At 63.2% G+C, this 13,404-nt stretch carries 9 protein-coding genes; 5 read left to right on the top strand and 4 right to left on the bottom strand.

Features of this window, described 5'->3' with window-relative positions:
• Window positions 1-759: 759 nt before the first annotated feature.
• Both nadA and J3R75_RS13970 read right to left on the bottom strand, forming a co-directional pair.
• On the bottom strand, window positions 760-1,689 hold the full coding sequence (nadA, locus tag J3R75_RS13965; RefSeq protein WP_307262621.1) for a quinolinate synthase NadA: 930 nt from the start codon (window positions 1,687-1,689) through the stop codon (window positions 760-762).
• A 12-nt stretch (window positions 1,690-1,701) separates the two neighbouring features.
• Entirely contained in the window at window positions 1,702-5,583 is a 3,882-nt protein-coding gene (locus J3R75_RS13970) for an SUMF1/EgtB/PvdO family nonheme iron enzyme (protein WP_307262623.1), read from the bottom strand.
• Between J3R75_RS13970 and J3R75_RS13975 the strand changes: the two genes are divergently transcribed.
• Together J3R75_RS13975 and J3R75_RS13980 are read left to right on the top strand one after the other, a co-directional pair.
• Window positions 5,572-6,024 carry a hypothetical protein gene (locus J3R75_RS13975; protein ID WP_307262624.1) on the top strand — a complete coding sequence of 151 codons (453 nt, stop codon included), beginning with the start codon at window positions 5,572-5,574 and terminating at the stop codon, window positions 6,022-6,024. The genes J3R75_RS13970 and J3R75_RS13975 overlap by 12 nt on opposite strands.
• Before the next feature lie 47 nt (window positions 6,025-6,071).
• Window positions 6,072-6,302, top strand: coding sequence for a hypothetical protein (locus J3R75_RS13980; RefSeq protein ID WP_307262627.1), 231 nt, complete (start codon window positions 6,072-6,074; stop codon window positions 6,300-6,302).
• Between the two features lie 148 nt (window positions 6,303-6,450).
• On the opposite strand, the gene J3R75_RS13985 is transcribed toward J3R75_RS13980, so the two are convergent.
• Window positions 6,451-7,107 (bottom strand): class I SAM-dependent methyltransferase, encoded by a 657-nt coding sequence (locus J3R75_RS13985; RefSeq protein ID WP_307262629.1) that lies wholly within the window; start codon window positions 7,105-7,107, stop codon window positions 6,451-6,453.
• 11 nt (window positions 7,108-7,118) lie between these two features.
• Window positions 7,119-8,108: an aldo/keto reductase gene (locus tag J3R75_RS13990; protein ID WP_307262632.1), complete on the bottom strand. Its 990-nt coding sequence runs from the start codon at window positions 8,106-8,108 to the stop codon at window positions 7,119-7,121.
• A 780-nt stretch (window positions 8,109-8,888) separates the two neighbouring features.
• Here J3R75_RS13990 and J3R75_RS13995 point away from each other — a divergent pair.
• The 3 genes from J3R75_RS13995 to J3R75_RS14005 all read left to right on the top strand — a co-directional run bounded on the left by J3R75_RS13995 (window position 8,889) and on the right by J3R75_RS14005 (window position 13,348).
• Window positions 8,889-11,003: a hypothetical protein gene (locus tag J3R75_RS13995; protein WP_307262635.1), complete on the top strand. Its 2,115-nt coding sequence runs from the start codon at window positions 8,889-8,891 to the stop codon at window positions 11,001-11,003.
• A 69-nt stretch (window positions 11,004-11,072) separates the two neighbouring features.
• Complete coding sequence (locus J3R75_RS14000) at window positions 11,073-12,452, top strand: PHP domain-containing protein (protein WP_307262638.1); 1,380 nt, start codon at window positions 11,073-11,075, stop codon at window positions 12,450-12,452.
• Complete coding sequence (locus J3R75_RS14005) at window positions 12,449-13,348, top strand: DMT family transporter (protein ID WP_307262641.1); 900 nt, start codon at window positions 12,449-12,451, stop codon at window positions 13,346-13,348. The genes J3R75_RS14000 and J3R75_RS14005 overlap by 4 nt, the downstream gene beginning before the upstream one ends.
• The last annotated feature ends 56 nt before the right edge of the window (window positions 13,349-13,404 follow it).

Genomic DNA, 13,404 nt, shown 5'->3' on the forward strand with positions numbered 1-13,404 from the left:
TAATGGCCGGCGCTGATAATGCAACGGCATGGACGGCCGCATTTGCGTTATGGGACGTAACTGGTCAGCAACCACCCCGGTGGGGAAAACACCGGGGACAATTTGCAGGAAACCCACGGCCAGTCGCCGCCCAGCCATTTCACATGGGTGGCTAACCAGGCAGCGGATTTCATAGGAGCAATGCTCTTCACATAGCATGCGGCAATCGCCGGCGATGAGTTGATTGGTAACCATGCACAAGATCATTCGCCGAGGTTTTGAGCACCGAAGGTGCGCCCTAAGATAGCCCAGGGCGACGCTTGCCCTGGGCTATCTTAGGCCGCGCTTTCAGCGCTTCTGCCGCTTCGCGGCGGAAATGCACGACGAGAAAAAGCTGCTTGGTTGAAACAACAAGTGCCATGGATACCGTTAAATGCAGAGCATCGGTTTCATAGGAGTCGTTGCTAGCAGCTGGTCCCAGTGGACGCCGGGGAGCGCCGCCGTCCCGGCGGCACTTTTGCAGCGCTGGGGCGAGGACTCAGGGACTCATGAGGCATGGTCCCATGGATTGGACTGTGGGGACTTTCTGGACCGTGGGGAATGACGCCATGGACGCCGGGGATCGGTTGTGGACTGCTTGGACGCCGGGGACTGACTGGCGGCGAGATGCCTGGGAGCGCCGCCGTCTCGGCGGCATTTATTATGATTGCGTCCGGAGGGTGTCACATTTGCCTGGCAGGTCGTGTAGCTCCGTGCCAGAGAGAGTGAGTGGGGTATGTGTCAGGGCCGCCGGCTGATGTCGAGCATGGCGTCGATGGCTTTTTTGGCTTTGGCGGCGATGACGGGATCGACGCTGATGACGGTTTCGCCGGTTTCCAGTGCGTTGAGGATTTTGGGCAGGGTGGTCTTTTTCATGTTCGGGCAGCGGAGGAATTGGCTGATGGCGATGAATTCGCAATGCGGGGCGGTTTTGCGCAGAGTGTGGATGATGCCTTCCTCGGTGCCGACCAGGAAGCGCTTGATGTTGGTGTCCTTGACGAGGTCGACCATCTGGCCGGTGGAGAGGATATAGTCGGCGGCGGCCTGGGTGTCGGGGCGGGTTTCCGGGTGGACCATGACCTTCGCGTCGGGATATTCGGCCTTCATGCGGGCGATGGTTTCGGGGCCGAGGGTGTAATGCGTCGGGCAGAAGCCCTCCCAGAGCACCAGCTTGCGGCCGAGCTGATTCTCGACGAATTTGCCTAGGAATTGGTCTGGCACGAAGAGGATTTCCGGCACATCGCCGAGGGACTTGACGATTTTGACGGCGTTTGCGGACGTGCAGCAGATATCGCTTTCGGCCTTGACTTCGGCGGTGGAGTTGACGTAGCAGACCACGGGTGCGCCGGGGTGTTTGGCCTTGAAGGCGCGCAATTTGTCCGCAGTGATCATATCCGCCATGGGGCAGCCGGCGCTGGGGTCGGGCATGATGACCTTGCGGGTGGGATTGAGGATAGCGGCGGTTTCGGCCATGAACTGTACGCCGCAGAAGACGATGAGGTCGGCGTCTTTGATGGCGGCGGCCTGGACGCTGAGGCCGTAGGAGTCGCCGACGTAATCGGCGATGTCCTGGACTTCGGCGGGTTGGTAAGTGTGAGCGAGGATCACTGCCCGGCGTTCTTGGCGCAGGCGATTGATGGCGGTGATGATGTCCTGGGGGGTGTCGTTCATTGTCGTGTCCTTCTATTGGTTGGTGGTTGCTTGACGCATGGTGATTTTGACTCGGAAACCGACGTTGTAGACTGGCTGCCAGCGCGGGTAGCGCCAGCGTGACGCGGCGCGGGCCTGCATGGCGCGGTCGTTCCACGAGCCGCCGCGGACGATGCGAAGGCTGTCGTTGCCGGCGTAGGTGCTGTTGGTCCATTCGGCGACATTGCCGATCATGTCGTGGAGTCCCCAGCGGTTAGGGGTGGTTTTGCCGATGGGCGCGGTGAACATGGTGCCGTCGTTGTAGTCCTTTTCGCAGCGTCCCCAGCCCCAGCGGCTGAGGCTGGCGTCGGCGATATTGGCCAGGGCGTGCTGGCCGGCGGGGATGGCGTCACCGAAGGGCCATGGCGTGGCGGTGCCGGCGCGGCAGGCGTGTTCCCATTCGTCCTCGCTGGGCAGTTCGCAGCGCAGGCCGCTGCGATCGCTGAGCCAGGCGCAGAAGGCCTGGGCGTCGGCGAAGGATATGCGCACGACGGGCTGGTCGGGCTTATTCACGGGGTAGCCGCGGGTGATGCGGTCCTTGTTGCGGGCGTCCATGTAAGCGCTGTCGTGGTGTGGATCGAAACAGGCGTACTGGCTATTGCTCACTTCGCAGACGCCTAGCCAGAAGGGCTCGGCGAAGCTGACGGCGCGCTCGGTCCATTCGTCAGGTGCGCCGCAGTGATCGCCGATAACGCTGGTGCCGGCGGGTATGGGCACGAAGCGCATGGTGACGCCCGGTGCCAGGTCCAGGACCAGCTCGCGGGGTGCCAGGGCGGCCTGGCGGGCGCGGGCGTCGTCTTCGGCCCACGGCCAACCCGGTAGCGCGAGCGGCGCGGGCGCGGGCTTCGGCAGTGCCGGCGCGATGGGCGCGGCCGGCGGCGGCGCGGGCAGTATGAGCTCATCGCGGTCGTCGATATTGGCGTGGAGTTTTTTGTATTTGGCGCGGCGTTCGACTTGGCTGTCCTGCGGTGGCTGGTGGCTTTGGCGCCAGTTTGGCGCGTAGGGCACATTGAAGTCGATCCAGGTGTAGAGCCGTTCCCATTCGAGGGGATTGAGGGTCACGCCGTGGTGGCCTTTTTTGAGCATCTGGACGAGCGGCGAGGTATTGGCCGCCCATTCGCCGGGTTTCTGCATGGCGTAGTCGGCTTCGTAACCGGCGCGGCGCACGTAGGGATGGATGGCCATGTAGGCGGGACTGTAGCGGCCGCTGAAGTCCTGGTGGAGACTCTTGGCGCGCAGATCGATGGTGGCTGGCGCTGGGCCGGCATCGCTGCCGTTGTGGCAGCCGACGCAGCGGCGGTCGAGGACGGGCTGGACCTCCTGGTCGAAGCCGAAGCCGCGGACGGGGCCTTCCCAGAGGGTGAAAGCGGTCGGCGGCTTTTTGGCGGCCAGGCCGGGATTGGTCGGCGAGACGCTGTTTTGGGGTTCGTGGCAGCCGACGCAGGAGAGCGTTTCGCCGGGCATGGCCACGAACCAGCTGCGCATGGTCTGCAGGGCTTTGCCCTCGCTGTCCAGCGGCTGGACGAAGATGGGGGTGTTGGCCGGCACGGAGAAGAAGGCCGAACCGTCTTCTTGCACGGGCACGGTGCCGATGATGCGCTTGACGTCCCAGCCGCCTTCGTAGGACGACGCATAGGTGTCGCCATTGCCGCCGTAGCGATAGTGGTGCGCACCGATGCGCAGCTTTTTGACCACGCCAGCGGGGGTGCCGCGGAGGCCGGGGCCGCGGGTGACGTCGGACATATAGACGAAGCCGTAGTCCTTGCTGAGGTCGATGCGCGGGCTAATCACCGGCGGGCGCGGGCGCGGCAGCAGGGGGCGCGGCGCCATATAATTGCCCATGAGGATGGGCGTGAGGTTGTCAAAGACATCAACCAGATAGACGCCCCATGGCGAGTTGGGGTCTTTGCGCATATTGACCAGGAAGTACTTGCCGGCGCCGATAGCGCCGTCGGCTGCTGCTAGTGGCCATGGCGCAGCGAAGCGGGGCCAGGACTTTTCGACCAGGCCGTCGACGATGACGGGGTCGACCTGCTTGCCCCGGCCGGGAATGCGCTGGATGACGCCTTGCGCGTCCGTGCGGCCGCGGGCGGGGTCGATGAGCACCAGTTCGCCCTGGCGGCCGGTGCCGTGGTGGCCGGTGACGACGCAGACGATGGCCGACGGATGGCCGGGGATGGCGCGCGGCCAGAACATTGAGTTTGGCCAGTAGGAGTTGCTGCCGTAGTATTCCATCTGGCCGGTGCCGTCGGGATTCATGTGGAAGAGCAGCCGGCTGAAGTAGTGGGGCGTGTCGGTGTATTCCCAACGAGTGTAGATGACGCGGCCGTTGTTGAGGACGCTGGGGTTCCAGTCGTGATCCTGCTCGAAGCAGATGCGGCGTTCGCCGCTGCCGTCGGCCTCGGCGAGGTGGAGATTAGCCACGTACCACTCGCCAGTGCAGGGCACGGCCTGTTCGCAGGCGGTGGAGCAGAACAGCAGTTGGCCGCTGGGCAGGTAGCAGCCGTCGAAATGCTTGACGTGCTGGTCGTCCACGGTGGTGACCTGACGGAGCCCCTGGCCGTCGACGCCGATTTCCATGATGTGTCGGCCATTGCCGTAGAGAATCGTCTGCGCGTCAAAATCAATATCGTAGTCCGTGATGCGGCCGGCGTCATGCAGCAGCGTGAGCTCGCCGTCGGGTCGCGGCGGCGACAGAGTCAGGAATTTTTTGCCCAGGAAATTGGGCCCGCCCCAGTTGCTGGCGAAATAGAAGCCCTCGCTGACGACGAGAAGTTTTTCGAAGCGGAGGAGCGGGTTGTCGAGAAGGACATTTTGGGCGAATTTGTCGAGTTCCTGTTTGAAAGTGACGATGGCGGGCAGTGCGCGCTCTTTGTCCGCGATGGTTTGTCGCCAGAGGGCCATGGAGCGTTCTTTGTGGGCGGCGATGGCCGCGAGATGGTCGTTGCCGCGGGGGTAGTCGGTAGCGAAGGTGGCGATCTGGTCTACGACGGCCAGGCGCATGGATTCGATTTGGCGGGCGGCGGCGACCATTTCGGCGAGGGCGATGGCCTGCCGGTAGCGGTCGCGGTCGGTGGGCCAGGCGTAGGGCGCGTCGTTGTTTTGCAGTTCGGCGGCCAAGGCATCCATGGCTGGCCGGGCCTGGATGGCGATCATGGGCTCGGCGATGGCGAGTTCGTCGGCGAGTGCCGCTAGGCGTTTGCCGGCCATGGCGCGGTAGCGGCTGGCGAGCCAGAGCGGTTCCAGGCCGGGTGCCCATTCGTCGGGCTCCCAGCGGGTTTGGGCCATGTGGAGATCGCGATAGGTCAGCCAGATTTGGTCGAATTCCTCGCCGTTGAGCTGCAGCGTGCTGAGGGGGTCGCTGAATTCGCGGCGGACTTGGTTGAACACGGCGCGGCGCCGGCTGATGCGCTGGTCCCGGGTGCCGGCGCTGGGGCGGCTGTTGACCATGGCCTGCGGCTGGAAGTAGAAGGGACAGCGGCCGGCGTCGTCAGCGCGCAATTTGACCAGGAGTTCGGAACTGCCTTTTTTGCCTTTCATGTCCCAGGTCTGTAAGGTCAGGGCGCGGTCGCCCTGACAGCTGGCGCCAGAGGCGGCGAAGCGCGCCTGCCCGGATTGCATGGCAATGTGGGCGCTGAGCGGGAAGTCGCTGTTGAAATTTTTGCTGCAGACGACGCTGCGGCGGAGGAAAAGCGTGGCGCCGGGGGTGAGCGACCAGGCCTGGCCGAGGTCGCGGCCCTGACCGTCGGTGAGGTCTGGGCAGGGGCGCCAGTCGGGACTGTCGCCGGGAATGGCCGACAGCTGCGCCTGGGAACTGTCGGCGGGGTAGGGGCCGGCGAGTTGCCAGGGAGCGAAGTTCGCGCCGTGTTCGAGCATGAGAATGTCGTCGAGCTGCTTTTCCCAGGCAGCGATTGCTTCGCGGGTGGCCAGGAGCGTGTCGTCCCAGGTTTCACGGCGGATGAAGGGCGTGGCCGTGGGGACCTCTTTGAGCTTGGCGCGGCGGGCGAGTACTTCGGGGCTGGGCTTGATCTCGTCATCGGGCGCGCCCCAGACTTCGAGCTCAATGCCGGCGGTCCAGCTTTCGGGCTTGTTGCTGCGTGCGGGATGACCGGCCTTGACATTGTAGGTGCGCCAGATGCGGATTCTACCCAGTCGGCCTTGGCGATCAGCGGCGAGCCGTCGGGATTGGCGAAGACGCTGAGGAAGCCGCCGGCGTCCGGGCCGATGACCTTGTCGCCGGTGCTGAGGGCGGCGTCGGCCGGGAAGTTGGGGCGTTTGCCGGGGCTGCCGCTGTTGTCGGCGAAGCGCACTTCGTAGTCCTGATTGGCGCGGGTGTCGACATTGAAAGTGTAGAAGCCGACGGCGTGAATGGGTGTGGCCTTGCCCAGGTACACGGCGTAGATGGACGGCTGGCCGCCGATGCCGACGCGGCCTTCGGCGCCGCGGGAGCCGGCGTCGCCGTCGGCGAGTTCCTGGATGCGGCGGCCGCCATCGCCGACGACATACGCCTCTGGTCTGGCGGCGAGATTGCGCGGATTGCGTTCGCTGAGTCGCGCGGTGAAGGCTGCGAAGCCCTCGGGACTGTTGGGCCATGACTGGGTCGTGAGCTCCGCTGCGGCGGCGAATCGGGCCGGCAGTAGCAGCGCGAGGAGCACGAGAAGCGCGGGCAGGGCGGGGTGGCGGCGAATCGCGGTCCGGGGCAGGCGGTTCGTGGTATTGTTCATGGCGACGTGTCCCTTCCCATTACTGGCGCGTGAAGAACAGCAGGAAGATGCTGCCGGCGGCGCGGATATCCATGCTGAAGCCCTGTTGTTCAATGGCGCTGGCGGCCTGCTGGAGGTTGCTGCGGCCGGGATCGGCCAGGATGAAGGTGCCGCCGGGCGCACAGAGCTGCCAGGCGCAAGATGCCAATGGCGCGATCATTTGCTTTTCGTAGATCAGGTCGCTGCCGATAACGAGGTCGAAGGGCTGGGGTAGATCAGGTTGCCGCCAGTCCAGCCGGTGGTAGGCGATGCCGTCCAGGCCGTTGAGACGGGCGTTGTTGAGGAAGAACGCCTCGTTGTCCGGGTGAAAATCGCTGGCGGTGACGCTGGCGGCGCCGAGTTTGGCGGCGGTCATGGCGGGCAGCCCCAGACCGCAGCCGAGCTCAAGGACCCGCTTGCTCCGGCAGAGAGCGGGGGCGTCGGCCAGGCAGCGCGCCAGGGCCTGCGCGGACTCCCACAGGCGGGTGAAGTAGGGAATCATGTCGGTGTCTGCCGGCGAAGTGCGGATGTAGTGATCAAGGGCCTCGTCGAGGTCCTTGATCATACAGAGCCGGAACGTCAGGTCGGCGACGTGGACATTTTCGATCTGGTAGGAGAAGATCGGCTGCTGGCTGCTGCTGGTGCTGCTGGTGGCCATGTGGTGGCAGTTCAGGCGAGGATGCTGTCAATGCGGGCGAGTTCGTCGTTACCGAAGGCGAGATTCTGGAGGGCGCCGACGCAGTCCTCGATCTGGCTGGGGCGGCTGGCGCCGACGAGCGCGGAGGTCATCTGGGGGTGCCGCAGAACCCACGCCAGGGCCATCTGCGCCAGAGTCTGGCCACGCTGCTGGGCCAGGTCGTTGAGCTGGCGGACTTTGGCGATCTTGTCTTCCGTGACCTGCTCGACCTTGAGGAAGCCCGTCGGGCGCGCGGCCCGGGATTGTTCCGGAATGCCTTGGAGGTACTTGGCGGTGAGGACGCCCTGCGCCAGCGGCGAGAAGGCGATGCAGCCCATGCCTTCGCTCTCCAGCGTCGGCAGCAGGCCATTTTCAATGCGGCGGTTGAACATGCTGTAGGATGGCTGCATGATGAGGCAGGGCGTGCCCAGCTGTCGCAGGATGCGCGCGGCGGCGGCGGCCTGTTCGGGTTCGTAGTAGTTGGAGATGCCGGCGTAGAGCGCCCGGCCGGAGCGCACGATGTAGTCCAAGGCGCCCATGGTTTCTTCGAGCGGCGTGTCGGGATCGGGGCGGTGGTGGTAGAAGATATCGACGTAGTTGATGCCGAGGCGCTTCAGGCTCTGGTCGCAGCTGGCGACGAGGTATTTGCGGCTGCCCATGTCGCCGTAGGGCCCCGGCCACATGCTGTAGCCGGCCTTGCTGGAGATGACCATCTCGTCGCGATAGGCACCCAGTTCGTGCTTGAGAATGCGGCCGAAGGTCTCTTCGGCGCTGCCGCCGGGCGGTCCATAGTTGTTGGCCAGATCAAAATGGGTAATGCCCAGATTGAACGCCGTCAGGGTCATCTCCAGTGCGTTGGCGTAGTTGTCAACATGGCCGAAGTTGTGCCAGAGGCCCACGGAGATGGCCGGGAGCTTCAGGCCGGAACGGCCACAGCGGCGATAGGTCATTGATGCGTAGCGATTGGAGAGGGCAATGGCCATAATGTGTTCCCTTTTGCAGAGGTGAAGGAGTCGCGCTGCCGCGGCAACGTAAAAACATCACAATATAAAAGCCGGGGCAGCCATAAGCAATGCAGGCGGTGGATAAATGCTCCTGGGAGCGCCGCCGTCCCGGCGGCATTTGTGCAGCGCTAGGGCGAGGACTCACGGACTCATGAGGCATGGTCTCATGGATTGGACTCCGGGGACTTTCTGGACTGTGGGGAATGACGCCATGGACGCCGGGGACCGGTTGTGGACTGTTTGGACTCGGGGGACCGGTTGTGGACTGCTTGGACGCCGGGGACTGACTGGCGGCATTTGTGAAGCGCTAGGGCGAGGACTCACTGACTCATGAGGCATGGTCCCATGGATTGGACTCCGGGGACTTTCTGGACTGTGGGGAATGACGCCATGGACGCCGGGGACCAGTTGTGGACTGTTTGGACTCGGGGGACCGGTTGGTGCTGGTGCTGTGGCGAGGACTCACGGACTCATGAGGCATGGTCCCATGGATTGGACTCCGGGGACTTTCTGGACTGTGGGGAATGACGCCATGGCCGCCGGGGACCAGTTGTGGACTGTTTGGCCGCCGGGGACTGACTGGCGTCTCCTGGGACCGGTGGTTATCAATGGCTGACCGATTATCAATGAGTGAAGCAATGCTCGCAGGGCAAATTGCCCGGCGAACAAGTCGGGCTATGTTAGCGGACTGTTGTTAAGGCGCTTTGCATTTCGGGCGAGATTTCCTGCGTTTTTCTTCGTTGCTGGGCAGTAACCCTCATGGGCGATCATAAAAGTATCAATCCATTGACATTTCGTTATCTGCTTGAAGACGACACGGTTGGCCAGGAAGTGCGCGCCTTTGATCTTCTTGCCGGTCTGTCTTCGCGGCGCCTGGCCTGCGATCGGCGGGTTCGTCCGCTGAGCGGCGGTGACTGGCGGAGCCTAGCGGCGGATCCGGACCTCGGGCCGGCGGCGCGGGTGGTCATGGCTGACACGCGCCGGCACTGGTCTTCACGCGGGCGGTTATTCGGCATGCTACGAGCGAGCATGCCCTTGTTTTTTCCCCTGGCATTGCTGCTGTTGATGTGGTATCTGCAGGTGCCGCTGTCGCGTTTTCTGGCGTCGTGGCGGATCTTGCTGCCGGCGATACTCGGTCAGTTTATCGGGTTGGCCTGCCTGTATCATTTTTGGTCGGGGTACTTGCCGGGCCACGGCCGTCGCGGCGCGTCTTTCTGGTTCATGCTGCCCTATGTGAATGTGGTGGCGTTGTGGGTGTATTATCGCGGCTTGTTGCGTCGTCTGCCAGAGCGCAGACGGGCGCTTCCCGGCGCCGCGCTGGTTATATGTTGCGCCGTTTTGTTGTTTTTCTACGGCGTTGTCTTGCTGGCGCCGTCGCATGCCGGCGGTGGCAGCTGGGTGGCGACGACGAATGCCATCTTGGTCATCAGCATTCTATGTTTCAATCTGCTTCTCGGTATGCTGGTAGCTGGCCGGGCCTGGGAGCTTGACGAGGCCGCGTCGTTGCCTGTCTGGCCTTTGCAGGCTGGCGACGAGGATGCGCCGATGACCCACGCCTGGCATGCAGTCATTGGCCGGCGTTTGGGCTACCGCACTCTTGCCGTCGTCTGCGCCATGCCATTGTTTCTGCTGTTGCTGCTTGGGCCGCCGTGGTACAGCGGGATGCAACGCTGGCGGCGCCTGCGTGAACAGTACGCGCATCTTCCCCTGGACATGCAGGGCTTTGCGGCTTTGCCGTTGCCAGAAGAACCGCACGCCGGCCCGCGACTGCTGCGCATCGGCATACCGGATTTCGATCTGGGGCTGGCCAACCACCATTTTGTCCTCCACGCGGATATCATCCGTAGCGCCGATCCGCAGTGGCTGGAAAATGCCAAGACGCGCTATGACCGCTACGCGCCGCGTTTTCTCAATTTCCGGGCCTTGTTGCGGGAGGCGCCGCATCTGGGCTTGCTGCGGCCGCAGCTGGGGGTTGTCCGCCAGGGGCGCGACAGCGTGGAGCTGGCCATCAGCAAATCACGGGAGTATGGCAACTGGCGACTTTTCGCCTTCCGCTTTGCCGAGCCTTTGGGCATGCCTGAGGAAGCCCGCGCCGAGCTGCTTTGGGAAGATTTCAAGCGCATCAGTGACTATGAACAGGACGACCTCATCCGGCCTCTGGCGGTGGCGACGGCGATGTACTCGCGGCGCTTGTCGCTGCTACAGGCCGTCCTGCCCATGACGCCTGAGGAACAGTTGCCGGCATTGCTCCAGGAATTGTCGGCAGACGAGGGGCGCATTGGTCACGCGGCACGTTGGCAATGTCTGGCGGAAAATGCGTTGTTTGCTGATTTGTACAACGCTTTGGCACGCGCCGGGTGGGAAAAGGCGTCGCTGTTTGGGCTGGATCACGGCGCGCGCGCCGAGCAGTTTTCCTACTATGCCCGGCTGATGGACTTGCTAGACCATGACCTGTACGTGTCCAAGAACGACATTGCGTCGTCGCAGCAGCGCGCGGCGCAATATGGCGGGCTGCATTTCAGCCTAGCCCAGCAGTCGGCTAGTTTCATGGAGATGGCCCGGCAGACGGCGCGGGCGCGGCTGGACAATCGTTTGGCCCACGTTGCCGTCGCCATTGAGCGCTATCGGCGCCGGCATGGCGCGCTGCCGGAGAGTCTGGGCGCGCTGCCGAAAGAACTGCTCGCCGAACTGCCGCGCAATCCCTTCGATGGTACTGAGCTGCGCTATGAGCAGGGGGCCATTCCGGTGACGGTGCTGGACGTGCAGGCGGGCGACAAGGGCGTCCGCGCCATGCCCAGCCGGGAGTTGATGCCCGGCGCGCGCCTGTGGGCACTGGACGACGATGGCGCGGAGCATATCATCAAATTCTTTTGACGGCGCGTGCCGTCGTGGATCTTGTCGGGTAGGGTGTTGATCAGGTCATTTCAGCAGGAAGGAAGTGAGATGGATTATTACGATGTGTCACCGCGGGTTGTTCCGGCGGATAAAGTATCCGAGATCGTCATCCGGCCGCGTTTTGCGCATGCGGCATTTCCGGCGGGCGAACCGTGGCAGATTGAGGTCTGCGCCAATCCCTTCAGCGGCCTGATGGCCGATGGCAGCTGTCGCGATTACCAGTGGGGGCCGAACCAGAATCCCAAACCGGCATGGACGCTGCGAGACGGCGCGCTGGTCTTCCAGCAGTTCTTTGCCGGCGAGCAGGAGCATAACGTCACCGTCACCATCACGAAGAGCGACAATGCCGGCTATAAACAGGTGAAGAGCTTTCGCATCTATTCGCTGAAGCCCGACTGGTACGCGCTCAGGCCGTTCAAAGGCGATTTCCATATTCATACGACGGGCAGTGACGGCAAGGAGGCTCCGGAGTACGTCGCCGCGCGCTATCGCCAGAAGGGCTTTGACTTCGCCGCCATCAGCGACCACCGCAACTACGCGCCGTCCCTGGCCGCCAGAGCCTTCTACGAGCCGCTGGGGCTGGACTTCCGCCTGTTCCCAGGCGAAGAAGTGCACTCGCCGGGCAATCCCGTGCACATCGTCAATTTCGCGGGCGATTTCAGCGTCACTAGCCGTTTTCAGGCGGACGAGGAGCGCTACCAGCGCGAGGTCGCGGCAATCCAAGCCGGCATGGCACAGAGCAATCCTGGCCTGAACTACTTCCCGGTGGCGGCGTCGCAGTGGGTTTGCGACCGCATTCGCGAGGGCGGCGGTCTGGCGGTCTTTGCGCATCCCTATTGGTATGTCGGGCAGTACGTCATCAGCGAGGGTCTTACCGACGCGCTCTTCGCGGCGAAGTCCTTCGACGCCTTCGAACTCATCGGCGGCTTTTACAAGCACCAGTTCGAGTCCAATAATTTCCAGGTCGTGCGCTACTACGAAGAGCAGGCCAAGGGCAACCGCTTCCCCGTCGTGGGGCTGAGTGACTCCCACGGCACGGATAGCTTCCGCCTCAGCGGCAAGAGCGCCAACATGGAATTTTGCGGCAGCGAGGACGCCGACCTCTTTGGCTGGTACTACACGATGGTGCTGGCCGCGTCGGACAGCCGTGACGATATCATTGCGGCGATCAAGGACTTCCGATCGGTCGCGGTCTGCGCGCCAAGCGGGTCGGTGCCCATGATGTTCGGTGATTCGCGCATGGTCCGTTATGCCAACTTCCTCTTCCGCGAATATTACCCCTGGCACGACACGCTCTGCCAGGCCGAAGGCGCGGCCATGCTTGATCTTCTTGCCGGCGATGCCAGCGGCAAGGAGGCACTGCAAGCCTGGAAGGGCCGGGTGCCCAAATACCGCGAGGCGTGCTATCGAAACGCGGTGAATCCATGACCTTTGCCGCTTTTGTGCTGATTTTCCTGTCGACCTTTCTGCATGTCACTTGGAATTTTCTCTCCAAAAGCACCCGGCCGTCGGTGGCATTTTATCTTTTGATGTCGTCGATGGCCGCGTTGATTTGGTCGCCCTTTTTGTTTTTGGGCGGGATACCGTTCCGGTCGTTGCCGGCGAGTTTTTATTTGTTGCTGTTTGGCAGCGTGCTGGCGGAAGTGCTGTATGTGGCGGGGCTGGCCTACGCGTATCGTCGCAGCGAGATCTCGCTGGTCTATCCGATCATGCGGGCCTTGCCGGTGCTGATGGTGGCGCTGCTGTCCATCGCTTTTTCGCTGGGGCGGCAGTTCTCGCTGCTCGCGCTGGCTGGGATGGTGCTGACCACCGTGGGTTGTCTGCTGATGCCACTGCGGGACTTCCACTCCATCCATATCAGCGGCGGGCGGCGGGATGTTCTCTTCTACATCTTCTTGGGGGCCCTGGGGACGACCTTCTACACGTTGTTTGACAGCAGCGCGCTGAAAATCATCGCCCAAGTCGCCGGCGAACGCACGACGCTGCAGGCGCTGGGCTATCTGTTTCTCATTGAGTTCGGCCTGGTGCTGGGTGAAATAGTCCTGGTGCTGGCCATACCGGGCGAGCTGGATAGCCTGCGGAAACTCTGGGGGCACAGCTACGCGCCCATGCTGGCGGGCTGCTGCAGCTCCTCGGCCTACGGGCTGATCCTGCTGGCGATGACGCGGGTGGACAACGTGGCCTACATCCAGGCCTTCCGGCAGATCAGTCTGCCACTGGGTTTTTTGGCGGGTGTGTTCATTCTCAAGGAAACCGGAACCATGCCGAAAATTGTCGGTTTAATCCTAATAACCGTCGGTTTGCTGATGACCGTGAAAGGCTGATTGTTCAGAGGACGGCTGGATGAGGCCGCAAGAACTGCGCCGCAGGCGCGTGATTA

The sequence above is a fragment of the Oligosphaera ethanolica genome, from assembly GCF_030814695.1.
Taxonomy (GTDB): Bacteria; Verrucomicrobiota; Lentisphaeria; order Oligosphaerales; family Oligosphaeraceae; genus Oligosphaera; species Oligosphaera ethanolica.